This window comes from Phenylobacterium sp. (assembly GCF_035539035.1).
GTDB lineage: Bacteria > Pseudomonadota > Alphaproteobacteria > Caulobacterales > Caulobacteraceae > Phenylobacterium.
In genome coordinates, this window is record NZ_DATLJI010000017.1 from 1 (window position 1) to 19,673 (window position 19,673).

At 70.7% G+C, this 19,673-nt stretch carries 23 protein-coding genes; 4 read left to right on the plus strand and 19 right to left on the minus strand.

Annotated features, from left to right (window positions below; genetic code table 11):
• Nucleotides 1-43: 43 nt before the first annotated feature.
• Nucleotides 44-454: a Zn-ribbon domain-containing OB-fold protein gene (locus VM685_RS20465; protein ID WP_325462053.1), complete on the minus strand. Its 411-nt coding sequence runs from the start codon at nucleotides 452-454 to the stop codon at nucleotides 44-46.
• A gap of 87 nt (nucleotides 455-541) precedes the next feature.
• Entirely contained in the window at nucleotides 542-1,222 is a 681-nt protein-coding gene (locus tag VM685_RS20470) for a helix-turn-helix transcriptional regulator (protein WP_325462054.1), read from the minus strand.
• A 103-nt stretch (nucleotides 1,223-1,325) separates the two neighbouring features.
• On the opposite strand from VM685_RS20470, the gene VM685_RS20475 reads away from it, so the two are divergent.
• Together VM685_RS20475 and VM685_RS20480 are read left to right on the plus strand one after the other, a co-directional pair.
• On the plus strand, nucleotides 1,326-1,634 hold the full coding sequence (locus VM685_RS20475) for an NIPSNAP family protein (RefSeq protein ID WP_325462055.1): 309 nt from the start codon (nucleotides 1,326-1,328) through the stop codon (nucleotides 1,632-1,634).
• Between the two features lie 11 nt (nucleotides 1,635-1,645).
• Nucleotides 1,646-2,068: a DUF1810 domain-containing protein gene (locus VM685_RS20480; protein ID WP_325462056.1), complete on the plus strand. Its 423-nt coding sequence runs from the start codon at nucleotides 1,646-1,648 to the stop codon at nucleotides 2,066-2,068.
• Here VM685_RS20480 and VM685_RS20485 read toward each other — a convergent pair.
• From VM685_RS20485 to VM685_RS20495, 3 genes are read right to left on the minus strand one after another with little or no spacing between them, the layout of a single operon-like run.
• Complete coding sequence (locus VM685_RS20485) at nucleotides 2,065-2,448, minus strand: hypothetical protein (RefSeq protein WP_325462057.1); 384 nt, start codon at nucleotides 2,446-2,448, stop codon at nucleotides 2,065-2,067. The two genes, VM685_RS20480 and VM685_RS20485, sit on opposite strands and share 4 nt — an antisense overlap.
• Nucleotides 2,445-3,467, minus strand: coding sequence for a phosphotransferase family protein (locus tag VM685_RS20490; RefSeq protein ID WP_325462058.1), 1,023 nt, complete (start codon nucleotides 3,465-3,467; stop codon nucleotides 2,445-2,447). The genes VM685_RS20485 and VM685_RS20490 overlap by 4 nt, the downstream gene beginning before the upstream one ends.
• A 2-nt stretch (nucleotides 3,468-3,469) precedes the next feature.
• A complete protein-coding gene (locus tag VM685_RS20495) occupies nucleotides 3,470-4,759 on the minus strand; it encodes a cytochrome P450 (protein WP_325462059.1) in 1,290 nt (429 codons plus the stop codon).
• Between the two features lie 155 nt (nucleotides 4,760-4,914).
• On the opposite strand from VM685_RS20495, the gene VM685_RS20500 reads away from it, so the two are divergent.
• Nucleotides 4,915-5,994 carry a hypothetical protein gene (locus VM685_RS20500; RefSeq protein WP_325462060.1) on the plus strand — a complete coding sequence of 360 codons (1,080 nt, stop codon included), beginning with the start codon at nucleotides 4,915-4,917 and terminating at the stop codon, nucleotides 5,992-5,994.
• A gap of 15 nt (nucleotides 5,995-6,009) precedes the next feature.
• Here the strand turns inward: VM685_RS20500 and dapD are convergent, their stop codons facing one another.
• From dapD to argB, 3 genes are read right to left on the minus strand one after another with little or no spacing between them, the layout of a single operon-like run.
• Complete coding sequence (dapD, locus tag VM685_RS20505; RefSeq protein WP_325462061.1) at nucleotides 6,010-6,840, minus strand: 2,3,4,5-tetrahydropyridine-2,6-dicarboxylate N-succinyltransferase; 831 nt, start codon at nucleotides 6,838-6,840, stop codon at nucleotides 6,010-6,012.
• 2 nt (nucleotides 6,841-6,842) lie between these two features.
• A complete protein-coding gene (locus tag VM685_RS20510) occupies nucleotides 6,843-7,520 on the minus strand; it encodes a pyrimidine 5'-nucleotidase (RefSeq protein WP_325462062.1) in 678 nt (225 codons plus the stop codon).
• Nucleotides 7,517-8,431, minus strand: coding sequence for an acetylglutamate kinase (gene argB, locus VM685_RS20515; protein ID WP_325462063.1), 915 nt, complete (start codon nucleotides 8,429-8,431; stop codon nucleotides 7,517-7,519). Before argB ends, VM685_RS20510 begins: the two co-directional genes overlap by 4 nt.
• Nucleotides 8,432-8,546: 115 nt before the next feature.
• On the opposite strand from argB, the gene VM685_RS20520 reads away from it, so the two are divergent.
• Entirely contained in the window at nucleotides 8,547-9,827 is a 1,281-nt protein-coding gene (locus VM685_RS20520) for a metal-dependent hydrolase family protein (RefSeq protein WP_414693404.1), read from the plus strand.
• 112 nt (nucleotides 9,828-9,939) lie between these two features.
• Here VM685_RS20520 and VM685_RS20525 read toward each other — a convergent pair whose 3' ends face one another.
• The 11 genes from VM685_RS20525 to VM685_RS20575 form a co-directional block, all read right to left on the minus strand.
• Nucleotides 9,940-11,082, minus strand: a complete 1,143-nt coding sequence (locus VM685_RS20525) for an acyl-CoA dehydrogenase family protein (RefSeq protein ID WP_325462065.1) — start codon at nucleotides 11,080-11,082, stop codon at nucleotides 9,940-9,942.
• A gap of 50 nt (nucleotides 11,083-11,132) precedes the next feature.
• Entirely contained in the window at nucleotides 11,133-11,702 is a 570-nt protein-coding gene (yihA, locus tag VM685_RS20530) for a ribosome biogenesis GTP-binding protein YihA/YsxC (RefSeq protein WP_325462150.1), read from the minus strand.
• 71 nt (nucleotides 11,703-11,773) lie between these two features.
• The gene (gene yidC / locus VM685_RS20535; RefSeq protein ID WP_325462066.1) at nucleotides 11,774-13,570 is read right to left on the minus strand and encodes a membrane protein insertase YidC; all 1,797 of its coding nucleotides are present in this window, start codon (nucleotides 13,568-13,570) and stop codon (nucleotides 11,774-11,776) included.
• Nucleotides 13,571-13,981 (minus strand): ribonuclease P protein component, encoded by a 411-nt coding sequence (gene rnpA, locus VM685_RS20540; RefSeq protein ID WP_325462067.1) that lies wholly within the window; start codon nucleotides 13,979-13,981, stop codon nucleotides 13,571-13,573.
• 26 nt (nucleotides 13,982-14,007) lie between these two features.
• Nucleotides 14,008-14,142, minus strand: coding sequence for a 50S ribosomal protein L34 (rpmH, locus tag VM685_RS20545; RefSeq protein ID WP_068877158.1), 135 nt, complete (start codon nucleotides 14,140-14,142; stop codon nucleotides 14,008-14,010).
• A gap of 71 nt (nucleotides 14,143-14,213) precedes the next feature.
• Nucleotides 14,214-15,950: a hypothetical protein gene (locus VM685_RS20550; RefSeq protein ID WP_325462068.1), complete on the minus strand. Its 1,737-nt coding sequence runs from the start codon at nucleotides 15,948-15,950 to the stop codon at nucleotides 14,214-14,216.
• 10 nt (nucleotides 15,951-15,960) lie between these two features.
• Complete coding sequence (gene map, locus VM685_RS20555; protein WP_325462069.1) at nucleotides 15,961-16,710, minus strand: type I methionyl aminopeptidase; 750 nt, start codon at nucleotides 16,708-16,710, stop codon at nucleotides 15,961-15,963.
• Nucleotides 16,707-17,000: a 1-deoxy-D-xylulose-5-phosphate synthase gene (locus tag VM685_RS20560; RefSeq protein WP_325462070.1), complete on the minus strand. Its 294-nt coding sequence runs from the start codon at nucleotides 16,998-17,000 to the stop codon at nucleotides 16,707-16,709. Before VM685_RS20560 ends, map begins: the two co-directional genes overlap by 4 nt.
• A 17-nt stretch (nucleotides 17,001-17,017) precedes the next feature.
• The gene (locus tag VM685_RS20565) at nucleotides 17,018-17,998 is read right to left on the minus strand and encodes an NADPH:quinone oxidoreductase family protein (RefSeq protein WP_325462071.1); all 981 of its coding nucleotides are present in this window, start codon (nucleotides 17,996-17,998) and stop codon (nucleotides 17,018-17,020) included.
• Nucleotides 17,998-19,044: an alpha/beta hydrolase gene (locus tag VM685_RS20570; protein ID WP_325462072.1), complete on the minus strand. Its 1,047-nt coding sequence runs from the start codon at nucleotides 19,042-19,044 to the stop codon at nucleotides 17,998-18,000. Before VM685_RS20570 ends, VM685_RS20565 begins: the two co-directional genes overlap by 1 nt.
• A complete protein-coding gene (locus VM685_RS20575) occupies nucleotides 19,045-19,668 on the minus strand; it encodes a TetR/AcrR family transcriptional regulator (RefSeq protein WP_325462073.1) in 624 nt (207 codons plus the stop codon). It abuts the gene before it with no gap.
• Between the last annotated feature and the right edge of the window lie 5 nt (nucleotides 19,669-19,673).

Sequence of the window (19,673 nt, forward strand, 5' to 3'; positions counted from 1 at the left end):
CTCGGCGGCGCCGACCACGGCGACTGATTTCGGCTTCATCGGATCAGCCCTCCGCCGGGGTGAAGAAGGGCAGGGTGATGTCGTCGGTCTGCTTCTCGAACGTCACCTTCAGCGGCATGTCGAGCTGCAGGGCTTCCGGCGTCTGCGGGCAGCCGACGATGTTGGTCATCATCTGCGGCCCCTCCGCGAGCTTCACCACCGCGATGGCGTAGGGGTCGGTCCCCATGTCCGGGCGCGGGCGCTGGTTGATCACGTAGGACCAGAGGACCGCCTTGCCGCTGGCGGGGAACACCTCCACCGCGCGGCTGCCGCAGTTCGGGCAGAAGGGGCGGGGCGGGAAGTAGGCCTGGCCGTCGCAGGCCGTGCAGCGCTGAAGGCGGAGCTCGCCCTCCCTGCACCCGTCCCAGAAATGCCGGGTCTCCGGCGTGGGCTCGGGCAGCATCCGTGGTGGCATGAAATCGTCCCTATGAAATGGTTCGGTCTGGAAAGGTCGGCAGCAAAGCCGAGGTTGGCCGGCTTGTCACCCGTCCGGCTCAGCGGATCAGAGCGGAACCTTGAAGGTCGCCCGGAAAGCCGCCTCGCCCGGGGCGCTGAACTGGACCACGCGGGTGCCCTCGATCCGCCGCGCCCAGCCGAGGGCGTAGATGCGCGACAGCAGGGCCGCGCCCATGACCCCGGCCAGGTGGCTGCGGCGCACGCTCCAGTCGAGGCAGGCCTTGCAGAGGGGCCGGCGGCCGGGGGGCTCGAGGTCGAGGCCGAACTCGCACGCGAAGGCGCGGCCCTCGGCGGTGAGGGCCAGCGCGCCGTCGTGGTCCGCGACGCGCCCCTGAGCGATCAGGGCGTCGAGCATGGCCACGCCGGCGTCGCCCGCCAGGTGGTCGTAGCAGACCCGCGCGCGGCGCAGCGCCGGATCGCGGGGACCGGGACGGGTGCGCAGGTGGCCGGCGCGCCCGGCCAGCACGATCAGCTGCTCCATGGCCTCGGCCACGTCGGGCCCCGCAAGCGTGAAGTAGCTGTGGCGACCCTGGCGGCGGCGGGTGAGCAGGCCACCCGCCTCCAGCCGGGCCAGGTGGGCGCTGGCGGTCTGGGGCGTGATCGCGGCCTCGCGGGCGAGCTCGCCGGCGGTCAGGGCCTGGCCGCCCATCAGCGCGGAAAGCATGTTCGCGCGCGCCGGCTCCCCCAGCAGGGCGGCGATGCGGGTGATGTCGGGCCCGAGCCTCATGCCGCCACCTTAGCCCGGAACGGGCGGCCATGCTTCGGTCCGGAACGAAACGTGCCGCGGGTGCGGACGGCTAAGCCTCCGCCCACCGCAACCCGAGGACCCCATGACCGTCACCTGCTGCATCCGCTACGTCATCGACCCCTTCCAGCGCGACGCCTTCGAGGCCTATGCCCGCAACTGGCTGACCATCATCCCCGCGTGCGGCGGCGACCTGCTCGGCTACTGGCTGCCGCACGAGGGGACCAACAACGTCGCCCTGGCGCTGATCTCCTTCGACAGCCTGACGGCCTACGAGGCCTACCGCGCGCGGCTGAAGACCGACCCGGCGGGCGCCGCCAATTTCCGCATGGCGCAGGCGCAGCGATTCATCCTCTCCGAGGAGCGGACCTTCCTGCAGCCGGTGGCGCCGTGAGAAGGTAGGGGATGAGCGATCCCTTCGACCTGCAGCGCTTCGTCGACGCCCAGGCGGGCGCCTACGACCGGGCGCTGGCGGAGCTACGGGCCGGCGACAAGCGCAGCCACTGGATGTGGTTCGTCTTCCCCCAGCTCGCCGGGCTGGGCTTCAGCGCCATGGCCCAGCGCTACGCCATTTCGGGGCTAGACGAGGCGCGGGCCTACCTGAGCCATGCGGTGCTGGGGCCGCGGCTCCTGGCCTGCACGGACGCGGTGCTGGCGGTGCAGGGGCGCTCGGCGCACGAGATCTTCGGCAGCCCCGACGACATGAAGTTCCGCTCGTCCATGACCCTCTTCCGGGCGGCCGCGCCGGACGAGCCGCGCTTCGGGGAGGCGCTGGCGCGCTACTACGGCGGCGCGGCCGACGCGCGGACCCTGGCCCTGCTCGCCTAGACCAGCGAGATCGACAGCTTCCGCCGTTCCGTGGAGGCGAGGAGCTCGGCCCAGATGGCGTCCTGACGGGCCGTGTCGCCCGCCTGCTCGGCGGCGGCGTGGGCTTCGATGAGCGCGGCGCGCAGGCGGTCGTTCTCGGCCTTGAGCGCCGACAGGCGCAGGTCGGCGTCCTCGCCGGCGTCGCCCAGCAGGGTGCGGATCGCCCGGTTCTCCTCGACCAGGTTGGCGGCGGCGCCGTCCCACACCTCGGCGGCCAGGGTGAGCAGCATGGCCGAGAGGCCGAGGTTGCTGGCCCGTTCGGCCGGCGGCGCGTCGGGCAGGGTGTAGCGGAGCGCCAGGTTCGCGAGTTCTGCGAGAACCGCGGGGACGGGAGGGTTCATAGCCGGCCCATCACCTTCAGGATCGCCCGGTCCTGGGCGTTGATCAGCCACCAGGCGGGATAGATCATGATCGGCTCCCGATTGCCGCCGTCGAGGAAGGCGCGCGCGGAGCCGACCCAGATGGCCTGGCCCTTCACGCAATTGAACAGGACCCACCAGCGGAGCGCCGCGGGATCGGCCTTCAGCCCGCTGGCCTTCTCCCAGATGTCGGTCGCCTCGGCCTGCGGCAGGAGCCCGCCGGCCTTGTCCGGCTGGCCGAAGCCCCACACCGGGTTGAAGCCCCAGGCGAGGTCCTCCAGCGGGTCGCCCAGGTGGCACATCTCCCAGTCCAGAATCCCGTGGATCTCGCCCGCCTCGTCGAACAGGAAGTTGCCGGTCCGGTAGTCGCCATGGACGACGGAGAGCTTCTGGGCGGGCGGCGGGGGATTGGCCTTCAGCCAGCGGATGGCGGCCCGGGTGATCGGCAGGGGCTCGGCCTCGTCGCGGGCCAGCGCCGCCTCCCAGTAGGCGAGCTCGCGGCGCCAGCAGGCCTCGGGCGCCGGCGCCTCCATCACCTCGGTCAGACCCAGCGCGGCGGGATCGGCGCGGGCGATCTCGCCCAGGATCGTCCACTTGCGCTCGGCCACCTTCGGCAGGACGGCGTCGTACATCCCGGACAGCAGCACCTGCGGCGCGGCCTGGAAGCCGGCCAGCTCCTCGGCGATGAAGAAGGGATGGTCGAGGGGGCCGTCCTCCTCCTCCAGCCACAGCATCTCGGGCACCGGCACGGCCGAGCCGTGGAAGGCGCGGTAGGCGGCGAACTCGATCTTCCGCTCGGTGTCGATCAGGCTGGCCGGCGGGTCGCGCCTGAGGATCATCTTCCGCTCGCGCGGCGTCCCGGCCTCGGTCCAGCGGGCGACGAAGCGGTAGGTCTCGCGGCTCGCGCCGCCGGAGATGCGCTCCATGGCCTCCACGGCCACGTCGCACCCCAGCCGGCCGGAGATGTAGGCCGCGACCCGCGGCTCCAGCGGATGGGCCAAGGTCAGGCGAGCTCGAAGCGGATGGGCAGGCGCTTGGGGCCGTTGACGAACACCGCCTCGCTCATGGCCGGCTCGCCGTCGAGCTCCACCGACTTCAGCCTCGGCAGCAGTTCCTCCCAGAGGACCCGCATCTCCATCTTCGCGAGGTGCTGGCCCAGGCACAGGTGCGCGCCGTAGCCGAACGCCAGGTGCCGGTTGGGCTTGCGGTCGACGCGGAATAGGAAGGGGTCCTCGAACACCGCCTCGTCCCGGTTGCCGGAGGCGTAGCAGAGCATGATCCAGTCGTCCTTCTTCACCGTCCGGCCGGCGACCTCCGTGTCCTCGGCGGCCGTGCGCATGAAGGTCTTCACCGGGGTCGTCCAGCGGATGCTCTCGTCCACCAGGGAGGGGATCAGCGAGAGGTCGGACTTCACCTTGGCGAACTCGCCGGGGTTCTGGGCCAGCGCCCACATGGCGCCGGCGGTGGAGGACGAGGTGGTGTCGTGGCCGGCGGTGGCGACGATGATGTAATAGCTCATCGCCTCCAGGTCGGAGAGCGGCTGGCCGTCGATGGTGCTGTTGGCGATCAGGCTGCCCAGGTCGTCGGAGGGGTTCTTCCGCTTCTCCTCGGAGAAGCGGCGGTAGTAGTCGAAGAAGTCGGTGATGACGCTGAAGTCGAGCTGGCGCTCCTCGATCGGGACGTCCTTCTCCGCCTGGGCCGCGCGGCTGAGCTCGGGGTCGGCGGCGCCGAAGATCTCCTGGGTGAGCTTCAGCATGCGCGGCTCGTCCGCCTCCGGCACGCCCATGATGCTCATGATCACGTGCAGCGGGTAGTGCAGGGCGACGTCGCTGACGAAGTCGCAGCGTCCGCCCGTGGCCAGCAGCCGATCCACCGCCGCCCTGGCGATCACCCGTATGCGGTCCTCCATGGAGCGCAGGTTCTGGGGCATGAACCAGGCCTGGGTGAGCGCCCGGTACTTCATGTGGTCGGGCTCATCCATGTGGATGAGGGTGCGCAGCAGGTGCGGGCTGCCGCCCATCATCTCGCGCACCTTGCGGTCGGCGGCCTGGGAGGTGATGACCGGGTTGCGGGCGCCGTTCAGGAACAGGCTGTTCTGGCGGCTGATCTCCAGGATCTCGGCGTGGCGCACGGCGACCCAGAAGGGGTCCACGCCCTCCACATCGGCGACGCCGAACGGCTCGTTGCGGCGCAGCCACTTATAGGCTTCGTGGATGCGGCCGTCGGCATAGGCCACCGGATTGACCAGCTGTTCCGCCACATCCTGCGGGATGCGATGGTCCGTGGCGCTCATCACGCTCATGTCGCCCTTACGCCGCCCGGAGCCGGGGGCGCCTCCCTTGCCTTGTTGTCAGCCAACCATGATACGCCACACCGAAAAGTCGCAAGACTGACCGGACGTAAGGTCGGCCAGAGCGCGGGGGCGAAAAGCGCTCCACGGGAGGGAACATGCTGACCAAGGGCGACGACTACCCCATCCACCAGACGCCGGAGCCGATCGCCTACGCGGGCTCGGACCGGAATTTCTACGACCGCTACTTCTTCAACGGCTATTCGCCCGACGGGCGCGACTTCTTCGCGGTCGCCTTCGGCGTCTATCCGGCGCTGAACGTGGCCGACGCGCACCTCTCGGTGATCCGCGGCGGCAAGCAGTACTGCCTGCACGCCTCCCGCGTGCTGGGCATGGAGCGGATGGACCTCACGGTCGGCCCGATCCGCATCGAGATCCTCGAGCCGCTGCAGAAGCTCCGGGTGGTGGTGGAGGGCGCGGAAGGCTTGGCGGCCGACCTCGTCTTCGAGGGCCGCGCCTTCCCGATCGAGGAGCCCCGCTTCGTCAAGCGGCTCGGCCCGCGCCTGTTCATGGACTACACGCGCCTGACCCAGAACGTCCGCGTCTCGGGCTGGTTGGAGGTGGACGGCGAGCGCCGCGAGGTCGCGGGCTGGACGGGCTCGCGCGACCGCTCCTGGGGCATCCGGCCGGTCGGCGCCCCCGACCCGCAGCCGACGCCCGGCGCAGGGCTGACCGGCTTCTTCTGGCAGTGGACGCCGGTCAACTTCCAGGACCGCAGCGTCTTCTTCCACGTCAACGCCGACCCCGACGGCCAGGCCTGGAACACCCGGGCGGTGATCCTGCCCGACGGCGCGGGCGAGGGCGGCGGCTGGCACGCCGAGGCGGCGCGGATGGAGGACGTGGAGCTGATCCCCGGCACGCGGCACGCCCGCTCGGGCACGCTGAAGATCCCGCTCGCCCAGGGCGAGGCGACGGTGAAGCTGGAGCCCGTCACCACCTTCCTGATGCGCGGGATCGGCTACGGCGGCGACTGGCGCCACGGCGCGCTCAAGGGTGACCTGGCGGTGGCGCGCGAGGACATCGACCTCGCCAGCGTCGACATGGGCGCCATGGAGAACTTCCACATCCAGGCGATCAGCCGCGCCACCTTCGAGGCGCCCGGCGAGGCGCCGCAGGAAGGCGTCGGCGTGTTCGAGCAGCTGATCCTTGGACCCTACCGGCCCTACGCCCTGGGGTGAGCGGGCCGCTCCGGGTCAGTCCCGGAGCAGCTCGTTGATGCTGGTCTTGGAGCGGGTGCGCTCGTCCACCGTCTTCATGATCACCGCGCAGTAGGTGGACGGCAGGCTGGGGTCGTGGGCGTTGGGCCGCGACCCCGACATGACCACCGAATAGGGCGGCACCTCGCCGGTGGTCACCTCGCCGGTGCGGCGGTTCACGATCGGCGTCGTGGAGGTCAGGTAGACCCCCATCGAGAGCACCGAGCCCTCGCGCACCACCACGCCCTCGGCTACCTCCGAGCGGGCGCCGATGAAGCAGTTGTCCTCGATGATCGTAGGATTGGCCTGCAGGGGCTCCAGCACCCCGCCGATGCCCGCGCCGCCGGAGAGGTGCACGTTCTTGCCGATCTGGGCGCAGGAGCCGACCGTGGCCCAGGTGTCGACCATGGTCCCTTCGTCGACATAGGCGCCGATGTTCACGAAGGACGGGGTCATCACCACGCCCTTGCCGATGAAGGCCCCCTTGCGGACGATGGCGCCCGGCACGGCGCGGAAGCCGGCCTGCTCGAAGCGGGCGGCGTCCCAGCCGGAGAACTTCAGCGGGACCTTGTCCCAGTAGGGGCCCGGCGCGTCGGCCTCGATCACGGCGTTGGGCGTCAGGCGAAACAGCAGCAGGATCGCCTGCTTGGCCCACTGGTGGGTGACCCAGGCGCCGTCGGCCTGGCGCTCGGCGACGCGCAGGGCGCCGGTGTCCAGCAGCTCGATGGTCTCGCGCACGGCGTCGCGGACCTCGCCCTGGGTGCCGGTGTTGATCCCGTCCCGGGCTTCCCAGGCGGCTTCGATGACGCGCTTCAGCTCTTCGATCATTCTCAGGCGGCTTCCCTGACCTGGGCGCCGGCCAGGAAGTCGGCCAGGCGCGCGGTGCGGTGGTGGACGAAGGGGGCGGTGCTGGCGGGCGCGTGCGAGCCCACGAGCACGGTGGTCATGCCGAGGTCGGCGGCGGGCGCCAGGTTGCGCTCGGAATCCTCGAAGAAGGCGGCCATCTCCGGCGCGACGCCGTGGGCGGCGTTCATGGCCGCGAAGGCGGCCGGATCGGGCTTCGGCGTGTAGCCGGAGCTGCCGATGTGGAAGACGTCCTCGAACAGGTCCGCAAGGCCGAGCCTCGCCAGCACCCGCTCAGCGTGGACGTCGTCGGCGTTGGTGAAGATCAGCCGGCGGCCGGGCAGGCGGGCGATGGCGGCGATCATGTCCGGGTCGTGCGCCAGGGCCTCCAGCGACAGGTCGTGGAACAGGGCGTGGAACTCCAGCGGATCCACGCCGTGATGGCGCATCATGCCGATCAGCGTCAGCCCGTGGTCGGCCAGGTACTGCTTCTGGAGCCGGTAGGCCTCGTCCCGCTCAAGGCCGGTCACCCGCATCACATAGGCCGTCATCCGCCGCTCGATCTCGCCCATGAAGCCGGACTCGGCCGGGTAGAGGGTGTTGTCGAGATCGAACAGCCAGGTGTCGATGTGCCTGAGGTCGGCGCGGGTGAGGTCGGCGCTCATTCGCAGATCAGGGTGCCCGCGCCGTGCTCGGTGAACAGCTCCACCAGCATGGCGTGCGGGCGGCGGCCGTCGAGGATGACCACGGCCTCCACCCCGGCCTCCACCGCGGAGATGGCGGTCTCCAGCTTGGGGATCATGCCGCCGGTGGCCACACCGTCCGTGATCGCCTTGCGGGCCTCGGCGACGGTCATCTGGCGGATCAGCTCGCCGTCCTTGCCCAGGACGCCCGCCACATCGGTGAGCAGCAGCATGCGCTTGGCGTTCAGCGCGCCGGCCAGGGCGCCGGCCACCGTGTCGGCGTTGATGTTGTAGGTCTCGCCGGTCTCCGAGACGCCGATCGGCGCCACGACCGGGATGTAGTCCTCCTCGGCGTAGAGCAGGGCCTCGATGATCTTGGGATCGACCTTCTTCGGCTCGCCCACGAAGCCCAGGTCGACCATCCGCTCCACTTCGGACTCCGGGTCCTTCTTGGTGCGGGTGACCTTCTCGACGGTCAGCATCCGGGCGTCCTTGCCCGACAGGCCCACGCCGCGCACATCGGCCTCGGCGCCGGCCTGGGTGATCCAGTTGGCGATCTCCTTGTTGATCGCCCCGGAGAGGACCATCTCGGCCACCTCCATTGTCGCCTCGTCGGTGACGCGCAGGCCGTCCACGAAGGTGGACTTCACGCCCGCCTTGGCCAGCCAGGCTGAGATCTGCGGCCCGCCGCCGTGGACCACTACGGGATGGACGCCCAGCATCTTCAGCAGCACGGCGTCGGCGGCGAACAGCTTGGCCACCTGCTCCTCGCCCATGGCGTGGCCGCCGTATTTGATGACCACGGTCTCGCGATCGTAGATCTGGATGTACGGCAGGGCCTCCGCGAGCGTCTTGGCCGTCGCCCAGCCCTGGCCTTCGCTCGTCTCGGTCACCCGTCCTGCTCCGTCGCCGTCGGTCGCGGGTCCGATAGCGGACGCCGCCTCCCCTGTCACGCGGCCCCCGGCGTGCTAAGCGGGAAACGGACCTGGAATTCGGGGGGATGTGACGGTGCGTAAGGATCTTGGGACGGCGGCCGTGGCCGCAGTGGCGGCGACGCTGCTCGCAGGTGCGGCGCAGGCGGCCACCGTGGCGGTGAGCGCCGACCGGCTGCTGGACGTGACGACCGGCCGCTATGTGGAGCGGCCGCTGGTGGTGGTCACCGACGGGCGGATCACGTCGGTAGGGCGGCAGGGCGATGCGGTCCCGGCGGGCGCCAGCCGCGTGGACCTCCCCGGCGTGACCCTGCTGCCCGGGCTCATCGACATGCACGTGCACCTGACCAGCGTCGCCAAGATCGGCGGCTACAACTACCTGGAATACTCCGACGCCTTCTGGACGGCGGTGGCCACGCGGCACGCGAAGGACACCCTGGAGGCCGGCTTCACCACCGTGCGCAACGTGGGCTCGGAGTTCTACGCCGACGTGGGTCTGCGCGAGGCGATCGACGGGGGCTACATCCCGGGTCCCCGGGTCGTCACGGCGACCTATGCGCTGGGCGCCACCGGCGGCCACTGCGACTCGACCTTCTTCCCGCCGTCCATGGCCGAGAAAAGCCCCTACACCGTGGACAGCCCCGAGGAGGGCCGCGCCAAGGTGCGGCTGGCCAAGAAGTACGGCGCCCAGGTGATCAAGATCTGCGCGACCGGCGGGGTGTTCTCGCGGGGACCCTCGGTCGGCGCCCAGCAGCTCAGCCTCGCCGAGATGACCGCCATCGTCGAGGAGGCGCACATGGCGGGCCTGAAGGTTGCCGCCCACGCCCACGGGCCGGCGGGCATCAAGGACGCCATCCGCGCCGGCGTCGACACCATCGAGCACGTCAGCCTGGTGGACGACGAGGGCGTCCGGCTTGCGGCCCAGAAGGGCACCTACTTCGGCATGGACATCTACAACACCGACTACACCCAGGCCGAGGGCAAGAAGAACGGCGTGCTCGAGGACAACCTGCGCAAGGACCGCGAGATCGGCGAGCTGCAGCGGGAGAACTTCCGCAAGAGCCTGAAGGGCGGGGTGAAGCAGGTGTTCGCCACCGACGCCGGCATCTATCCGCACGGCGAGAACGCCAAGCAGTTCGCGGTGCTCGTGCGCTATGGCGCGACCCCGCTGCAGGCGATCCAGGCGGCGACGGTGAACGCCGCCCAGGCGCTCGGCTGGGAGAAGGACGTCGGCCAGGTGGCGACTGGGCGCTACGGAGACCTGGTCGGCGTGAAGGGCGACCCGCTGGCCGACGTCACCGTGCTGGAGAAGCCGGTCTTCGTGATGAAGGGCGGCGAGGTGGTGAAGGCAAGATGATCCGCTCACCCCGGCGAAAGCCGGGGCCCAAGCGGAGTCGGATCGCGTGGCTCGGTCGCGCAGCTTGATCTGAGTCGGCTGGGATCCCGGCTTCCGCCGGGATGAGCGGAGTTCAGATGGAGCGCGCCACGACTTCCTTCATGATCTCGCTGGTGCCGCCGTAGATCCGCTGCACCCGGGCGTCGCGCCAGAGGCGGGCGATCGGGTACTCGTTCATATAGCCGGCGCCGCCGTGCAGCTGCAGGGCGGTGTCGCAGGCCTCCCACTGCAGCTCGGTGTGGAACAGCTTGGCGGCGGAGCCTTCCGCCGCCGTGAGCTTGCCCTCCAGGTGGCGCTGGATCGCCCAGTCGAGGTGGGCCCAGCCGGCCTGCAGCTTGGCCTTCAGGGCGCCCAGGGTGAAGCGGGTGTTCTGGAAGTCGAAGATCGACTGGCCGAAGGCCTTGCGCTCCTTGGTGAACTTCACCGCCTCGTCGAAGGCGCGCTGGGCGCCGGCCTGGGCCGAGACGGCGATGCCCAGCCGCTCCTGCGGCAGCTGGCTCATCAGGTAGGCGAAGCCGCGGCCCTCCTCGCCCAGGCAGTTGGTGATCGGCACGCGCACGTCCTCGAAGAACAGCTCCGAGGTGTCGGCGGAGTTCTGGCCGACCTTGTCGAGGTTGCGGCCGCGCTTGAAGCCTTCCCGGTCGGCCTCGACGAGGATCAGCGAGATGCCCTTGGAGCCGGCGTTCGGGTCGGTCTTGGCCACGACGATGATCAGGTCGGCGTTCTGGCCGTTGGTGATGTAGGTCTTGGAGCCCGAGACCACGTAGTGGTTGCCGTCCTTGCGCGCGGTGGTGCGCACGCCCTGCAGGTCGGAGCCCGTGCCCGGCTCGGTCATGGCGATGGCGGTGATCGCCTCGCCGGAGACCATCTTCGGCAGCCACTTCTGCTTCTGCTCTTCCGAGCCGTAGTTGACGATGTAGTCGGCGACGATGTCGGACTGCAGGGTGATGCCGGCCGAGGAGCCCGCGTAGGAGAGCTCCTCGTCAATCACCGCGTTGTAGCGGAAGTCGAGGCCCAGGCCGCCGTACTCCGGCGGGACCGTGGGGCAGAGCAGGCCGGCCTCGCCGCAGGCGGTCCAGAAGCTGCGGTCGACGACGCCCTCCTCCTCCCAGCGGTCGAGGTTGGGGATCAGCGCGCGGTCGAAGAACTTCCGCACCTGGTCGCGGAACAGGTTCATGTCTTCGTCGCAGGTGGCGCGGCCTTCGGTGGTGAGCATCGGATTTCCTCTCCTTCGCCCGTCACCTAGCGCTCTGACGCTAGGTCCGCCTAGAGCGCGCAGGCCTCGACGATCTCGGCGCGCAGCTCGGGGATGCCGGTCCCCTTCTCCGACGACGTGGCCAGCACGCGCGGGAAGGCGGCGGGGCGCTTGGCGATCTTCGCCTGGGTGCGCGCGACCACGTCGGCGACCTCGGACGGCTTCAGCTTGTCGGCCTTGGTCAGGATGATCTGGTAGCTGACCGCGGCGGTGTCGAAGGCGGCCATGGCCTCCTCGTCCACCTCCTTCAGGCCGTGGCGGGAGTCGATCAGCAGGAAGGCGCGCTTGAGGTTCGGCCGGCCGCGCAGGTAGTCGCGGCCCAGGTTCTGGAACTTCTTCACCACGCCCTTGGAGGCCCGGGCGAAGCCGTAGCCGGGCAGGTCGACCAGCCGCAGCTGGTTGTCGCCGATGACGAAGAAGTTCACCTCGCGCGTGCGGCCGGGCTCGTTGGAGAACCGGGCCAGACGCAGGCGGCCGGTCACCGCGTTGATCAGCGAGCTCTTGCCGACGTTGGAGCGGCCGGCGAAGGCCACCTCCGGCAGGTCCGTGTCGGGCAGGCCGTCCATGGCGACCGCGCCCATGAGGAACTTCGCCTCGCCCGCGAACAGGACGCGCGCCGCCTCCAGCGCCTCGGCGTCGAAGGCGGCGTCGGTCATGTGGCGGGGTCCGGCTTTCCGGTGAACTTGCGGATCAGCCGGTCGATCGGATTGTCCACCTTGAACCGGCGCATGATCACGTACTGCTGCAGGATCGTCAGCACGTTGGACCAGGTCCAGTAGAGCAGCAGGCCCGCGGCGAAGGGCGCCATAATGAAGGTGAACATCAGCGGCATCAGCTGGAAGATGCGCTGCTGGATGGGATCGGGCGCGGGCGGGCTCATCGAGGTGGTGAGCCACATGGTCACGCCGTAGAGCAGCGGCAGCACGCCCAGGTGCAGGGCCCCGTCCAGGAAGCCGCCGATCAGCGGCGCCGACGCCGGATCCCAGGGGATCAGGCCGAACAGGGTCCAGATGGTGGTGGGATCGCGCGCCGAGAGGTCCTGGATCCAGCCCACGAACGGCGCATGGCGCATCTCGATGGTGACGGTCAGCACCTTGTAGAGGGCGTAGAAGACCGGGATCTGCAGCAGCAGCGGCAGGCAGCCGGCGAGCGGATTGACCTTCTCGCGCTGGTAGAGGGCGAGCAGCTCCTGCTGCTGCTTGGCGGGGTCGTCCTTATATTTCTTGCGCAGCTCCTCCATCTGGGGCTGCACCTTCTTCATCTTGGTCAGCGACTCGTACTGCTTGTTGGCCAGCGGGAAGAAGATCAGCCGCACGACGACGGTCAGCAGCAGGATGGCCACGCCGAAGTTCAGGACGTGCTGCGAGATGAAGGCCAGGAAGGAGAAGATCGGCCGGGTGAGGAACCAGAAGTTCCCCCAGTCGACCGCCCAGTCCAGTCGCTCCACGCCGAGCTGCTGCTGGTACTGGCGCAGAAGCGGCACGCGCTTGGCGCCGGCGATGAAGTGGGTGGTCTCGGTGATCTGGCGGCCGGCGGGGATCGTCCGGGGTTCGCCCACGTAGTTGGCGTCGAAGATCGACAGGGCGCCGGCGTTCGTCTGGCGGAACTGGCCGGTGACGCGCTCGGCGCCGCCCGGGATCAGGGCCGTGAGCCAGTACTTGTCGGTGATGCCGACCCAGCCGCCGGTCGAGGTGTAGGCGGGGCCGCCACCGTCCTTCAGCCACTTCTTGTACTTCACCTGACGGAGCTTGCCGTCGAGCCAGCCGACCGCGCCCTCGTGGACGATCTGGTTCGTGCCCAGCTCCTTCGGGACGCCCTGGCGCTGCACGGAGGCGTAGGGGGCGATGGTGATCGCCTGGCCGGAGGTGTTGGCCACCGTGTCGGTGATCGTGAACAGGAAGCGGTCGTCGACCTCGATCTTGCGGGTGAAGGTCAGGCCTGCGCCGTTGGTGGTCTGCAGCACCACCGGCTGGCCGGGGGCGAGGGTGGAGCCCTGGACCAGGGTCCAGACGGTGTCGGCGGTGGGCAGGCCGGGCACATTGGCGCCGGTCCAGCCGATGTCGGCGAACCAGGCGAACTGGGTCCCCTCGGGCCGCAGCAGCTCGACCGGCGGCGAGTCCTTCTTCACCGTCTCGCGGTACTCGGTGAGGAACAGGTCGTCGATCCGCGCGCCGCGCAGCGACAGGGAGCCGCGCACCGAGGGCGTGGCGATCGGGATCCGCGGCGTGGCGGCCACGGCCGCCTGGCGGGTCATGGCCTGCGGGACCTGCGGGACCGCCGCGGCGGAGACCCCCGGCTGGACCTGGCTGGCGGCCGGCGCCTGGCGCGCCAATTCCGCCTGCCGCCGCTTCTGGGCGGGCTCCAGCACGAAGAACTGGTAGGCGATGAAGAGGATGACCGCAGCGACGATGAAGATGATCGTGTTGCGGCTGTTGTCGTCGCTTTGCATTTAGGGGGTGCGGTCCGTCGTCGGGGCAGCAGGGCGCGGGGCCTTCACGTCGGGGCGCTCGCGGTCGGCGGCGAGCCTTATCAGCGCGCTTTTCACATCGTCAAGCAAACGCGGCCACTCGCGGGTGGTCACGCCGCCGCGGGCGATGAACACATAGTCGAACCCGGGGCGGGCGAACTCGGGCAGGAGGAGGCGGGCGGCCTCCCTCATCCGGCGCTTGGCGCGGTTGCGCTGGACGGCCCCGCCGATGCGCTTGGTGGCCGTGAAGCCAGCGCGGACCAGGGGCCGGTCGTCCTCGCGGGGCAGGGCCTGAACGAGAACGGCCCCCTTCGCGCACGAGGGGGCCTTGGCGCAGGCGAGGAACTCGCTGCGCTTCTTCAGACGTTCGATCGGAAAGACGGCGTCCGGCACGCGGACACCATAGCTCAGCGCGCGGCTTAGGCGCTCAGGCGCTTGCGGCCCTTGGCGCGGCGGCGGGCGAGAATCTTCTGGCCGTTCTTCGTGGACATGCGCAGACGGAAGCCGTGACGACGCGCACGCACGAGGCGGGAGGGCTGGAAGGTGCGCTTCACGAGAAAAGCTCCGGGTCCAAAATCGAGCGGCGGTGGATAGTGGAACCGCCGGGGGATGTCAACGGCGCCGGCTAGGGCAGGGTCGCGAGGTCCGCGAGGCGCCAGGCGCGCCGGCCGTCCGCCTGGATCGCCTCGTGGCGGCAGAAGACGGCCCAGACGAGATCGACCACGTCGGAGCCGAGCGGCGTCTCCGCGTCGCCGAACATCACCCGGTCCACGTCGCGGGCCAGCGCCGCCCGGCTGGCCTCCAGGCGGACGGCGTCGTCGCCGATCAGGCGCAGGGCGGCGCCCAGGTACTCGTCCTCGGTCCGGGCGACCAGCCAGTCCGGCATCCCCAGCCGGCGCAGGATCATGGCGTCGGTGCGGCCGTGCGGCTCGGGGCGGTCCATGGCGACGACCGGCAGGCCCTGGCGCAGCGCGTCCACCACGCTGTGCAGGCCGCCGAAAGGCCAGGGGCTCAGCACCATGTCGCAGGCGTTCAGCGCCTCCAGATAGGCCTGGGGCGAAAGCCTGGGATAGACGACCGCCCCCTCCAGCAGCGGCCCGGCCGCCGCGCGCAGGGACGATACGGTGAGCAGGGGCGCGTTCGGGAACAGGTGGAGCTGGACCGGTCGGCCCGCCTCGCGCCGGACCCGGCCGAGCATCTGCAGGAAGGCGGGGTTGAGCTTCAGGACGTTGCTGGGGACGGCGATTCGCACCGGGTCCGCCGTCTCGCGGATCTGCGGCGCGACGCGGGCGTAGCCCGGCGGCCGCTCGAACCGCAGGGTCGCATCGGGCAGGAGCAGCAGGCGCTCGGAGAACAGGCCCGGGTCCGACACATAGCCTTCCTCGGTCAGGTAGTAGTCGATCGCCGGGATGAAGGTGGACGCGGAATGGCCGAGCGCCGTCATCTGGAGGGGCGCCAGGCGCAGGTTGGCCAGCAGCGGACCCCAGCGGGCCATGCCGACGCTGGGCCAGAAGACGATGTCCGGGGCCGTGGCGCCCACGAACCGCAACACCTCGGGTGCGAAGTCGACGGCTGCCGGATCGAAGGCGAAGACCTCGTCGAACAGGGCCTCGACGGCGGCGCCTAGCTCCTTCCTCGGCGCGACCAGGACGAGGCGGAAGCGGGTGCGGAGCTGGCGCAGGTACTGGCCGAAGTAGCGGTACTGGACGTGGGCGGCGTGGATCACCTCGGCCATCACCAGCAGCGTCGGCCGCTCCGGGCGGGCCTCCGCCTGAGGCGGCGGAAGGTCCCGCAGGCCGAGCTCGTCTAGCAGGCGGCGGAAGGCGCGGTTCAGGACCGGCTTGAGGGCGTGCTTCTCCGGACCGGCCGCATAGCTGCAGCTCATCCAGGCGGCGGAGGCGAGCGTGACGGCCGCCAGGCCGCCCGGCAGGGGCTGCCCCTCCAGCCCCTCGGCGTCCCAGAGAAGGCGCTCGCGCCGGTCCGCTCCGCGCGCCGTCAGCACGGGGGAGGTGGCGATCAGGCCCAGCGCCTGGGCGAACTCCGGCGCGACGGGACCGGCGTGCGGCGAGTCCAGGGTGAAGAGCGCCGCCGCCTCCGGCCAGACGCCGGCGGCGGCGAACAGGCTGTTCAGCAGCGATCCGTAGAAGGCCAGCGTCCAGCGCTCGCCGTCCGAGAGCATCAGGGCGGGATCGCCGAACACCGCGGCAAGCGTGCGGGCGAGGCGCGCGAAGCCTTCCTGCGGCTGCACGCCGGCGGCGAACAGCTCGCCCCGCTCCAGCGCCTGCAGGGCGGCGAAGGCGAGCGCCGCGCGCTCGGGCGTGCGCCCGGCCGCGGCGCGCTCCAGCGGCGCGAGCTCGATCATCGGCAGGGCGTCAGTCGGCCAGGGTGACCACGACGGGGCCGCGCGGGGTGGCCACCAGGGTGTGCTCGTACTGCACGGTGGGCTGGCCGGCCGGCGGACGCAGCGTCCAGCCGTCGCCCGTCTCCTCCACCCAGTCCGCGCCCAGGGACAGGAAGGGCTCGATGGTGAAGACCAGGCCGTCGTGGATGCGCCGCCGCTCGGACTTGTCGTGCCAGGTGGCGATCTCGGTGGGCTCCTCGTGCAGGGCCGAACCCACGCCATGGCTCGCGAGGTTGCGGACCAGGGTGTAGCCGTTGCGGTCGGCGAACTGCTGGATCGAGCGGCCGACGGCGGCGAGCTCCCCGCCGGCGCGGACCGCCCGGATGCCGCTCCACAGGGCCCGCCGGCCATCGCGGCAGAGGCGCTCCACCTTGGGCGTGGTCGGCGGCACCGCGAAGCTCGCGCCGGTGTCGGCGAAGAAGCCGTCCACCTCGGCGGAGACATCGATGTTGATCAGGTCGCCGGCCGCCACCTTGCGGTCGTCGGGGATGCCGTGGGCCACGTCGGGGCCGATGGAGATGCAGGTCGCCCCGGGGAAGCTGTAGGTCAGCTCGGGCGCCGACCGGGCGCCGGCCTCCTCGAGCATCCGGCGGCCCAGCTGGTCCAGCTCCCGCGTGGTGATGCCCGGCTCCAGCGCCTTCCCCATGGCGGCCAGGGTGCGGGCCACGACCCGGCCGGCCACCTTCAGCTTCTCAAGCTCTTCCTCGCTGCCAATGGTCATGGGGCGCTCTGCTTTCCGCGGATGGTGGTCCAGTAATCGTCGGCGACGTCGGCATCCACCATGTCCGCCGTGGTCACCTCTGCATGGAGGCCATCCTGCCCGTCCCGACGAGGGCCGGAAATCCAGAAATGGTCGCCGTTATCGACGTCCATGTAGTTGGCTTTGTAGCCGCCGCTGAGCTTTCGGAAGGTGCGGCCTCCATAGGTAAGGGACCGGCCAGACTTCGAGAACACGACGCGGCCGATCCGCGCCGGCCCGCTTAAGCCACCCGACTTGTCCTCGATGTACATGATCCGGGTCGCGTGGCTCACAGATCCGGCCTTACGATGGTCTTGCCCACCACGGTGCGCTGGGCGAGCGTCTCGAAGGCGTCGCGCCAGTCGTCCAGGGCGTACTCCCGGTCCACGCGGGGCTTCACCTTGCCCTCCTCGGCGAGCTTCCAGATCGCCTCGACGTTCTCGCGGCCCTTGTCGGGGAACTGGCGGCCGTACTCGCCGGCGCGCACGCCCATCACCGAGAAGCCCTTGATGAGGGCGATGTTCACGGGAAGCACGGGCAGCCGGCCGGAGGTGAAGCCGATGGAGAGGATGCGGCCGCCGAAGGCGATGCAGCGGATCGACTCGTCGAAGACGTCGCCGCCGACGGGGTCGTAGATGACGTCGGCCCCGCGGCCGCCAGTGATCGCCTTCACCCGCTCCCGGAAGCCGCCGGTGACGTTGACCGTCGCCTCGGGCCCGTACTCCCGGGCGATCACGGCGAGCTTGTCGTCGGAGGCCGAGGCGGCGATCACCTTGGCGCCCATCACCTGGCCCAGGTCGACCGCGGCCAGGCCGACCCCGCCCGCCGCGCCATGCACCAGCAGCCATTCGCCGGGCTGCAGCCGGGCGCAGCGCTCCAGCGCCACATAGGCTGTGAGGTAGGCGACCGGATAGCCCGCCGCCTGGCTGAAGCTCATGCCCGCGGGCACGCGGTGCAGGCCCGCTGCGGGCAGGACGGCGTACTCGGCCATGCCGCCGCGGCCGCCGCCGGCCACCGCATCGCCGGGCCGCCAGACGGTGACGCCCTCGCCCACGGCGTCGACTTCGCCAGCCAGCTCCATGCCGGGGACGAAGGGGAGGGTCGGCTTGTGCTGGTGCTCGCCGCGGGTCTGCATCAGGTCGGGGAAGTTCACCGCGGCGGCGCGCACCCGGATGCGGACCTCGCCGGGTCCGGGGTCCGGGGTGGGGATATCCTTCACCACGCAGCCGGCGTACTCGGGGGCGAGGCGTTCGACGACGAGCGCTCTCATCAGGCGATGCGTCCTTCCAGGCCTTCGCGGACCAGCCCCGCGATCTCGCGGCAGGCGACGTCGGCGCAGCGCACCGCGCCGGTGAAGGCGGTGAAGCCGTGGGCCAGGCGATCGTAGCAGCGGTAGACCGTAGGTACGCCCGCCTCCCGGAGACGTCGCGCGTAGGCCTCGCCCTGATCGAGCAGGGGATCGAAGCCAGCGGTGACCACCACGGCGGGCGCTAGGCCCCGGAGGTCCTTGGCCCGAAGCGGCGAGAGGCGCGGATCGTCCGGACTGTCCTTGGGTCCGAGATAGTGGCCCATGAACCAGTCCATCATGGCGCGGCTGAGCGGGAAGGCCTCGGCGTAGGTCGTCATGGACGCGCTCTGGCAGGCGACGTCCACGCACGGATAGACGAGCAGCTGCAGGGAGGGCTGCGGCTCGCCCGCGGACCTCAGCTCCTGGCAGACCACCGCCGCGAAGTTGCCGCCCATGGAGTCGCCGCCGACCGCGGCGATCCCCTCCGGCGCGCCGAAGCGGCGGGCGTTGTCGCGGCCCCAGCGGTACGCGAACAGCACGTCCTCGAGTCCGGCCGGGAAGCGGTGCTCGGGCGCCAGCCGGTAGTCCACCGACAGCACCGGGCAGCGGGCGACCCGCGCCAGGATCGAGCAGAACGCCTCCGAGGTGTCGAGATCGCCGATCACGCCGCCGCCAAAGTGGGCGAAGACCAGCAGCGGGACGTGCGGATCCTGGTTCTCGGGCCGGTAGGCGCGAGCCGGGATTGGCCCCTCAGGCCCATCGATCGTCAGCGCCTCCGTCCGCACCTCCGGCTCCCGATCGGCGGTGAGCACCGCCAGCGCGCCGCGGTTGGCGCGCCGCGCCTCCGGCGGGCTCATGGCGGTGATGGACGGCTGGCTGCGGGCCTGGGCGGCGAGGAACTGGAACGCCGGGTCGAGGGTGCGGCCGCCCTGGTAGACCACGCCGCCGCCGGACATCAGCCGCAGCACCGGCGCAGGCAGCGAGAGCAGCTTGTGCAGGATCAGCCGCTGGATCCGGACCGCCGGCATCTAGGCCCTCGTCCTGGGCAGGCCCTTCAGCCCATGCAGGATCATGTCCGTGGCGAAGTCCGCCGCGCCCGCCACGTCGATAGGCCGGCGGGCGAGCATCTTGTCGCCGACCTCGCGGGCGACCGCGATGCAGGCGGCGGCCATGTAGTCGGGGTCGGCGGCCGGGCCCTCGTGTCGGACGATGGCGGCCTGCATCGCGTCGCGGACCTCGGCGAACACCGCGGCCATCTCCGGGGTCTCGCCGTGGATGTGCGGGTGGGCCTCGCCGGGCGGGCGCTGCGCCAGCCAGTTCTGGTGCTCGTCGGCGAGAAAGCCGAAATAGGCGCGGATGGCGGAACGGACGAAGTCCTCGAAGCCGGCGGACTCGGCCCGCAGCTTCTTCAGCACGGGCGAGAACCGCCTGGCCCCGTCGTCGGCGAGGGCGGCGAACACCTCCTCCTTGGAGCGGTAGTAGTTGTAGAAGGTGCCTGCCGCGAGGCCGGTCCGGCGGATGATGTCGCGCACCGTCGCCGTGTCGTAGCCCAGCTCGCCGAACACCTCCCGCGCGGCGTCCAGAATCGACTGGCGATTCTGGACCTTGGTCTGCTCGCGCTTGCCGAGCGGAAGATAGGCGACCTGGGACATGCGAC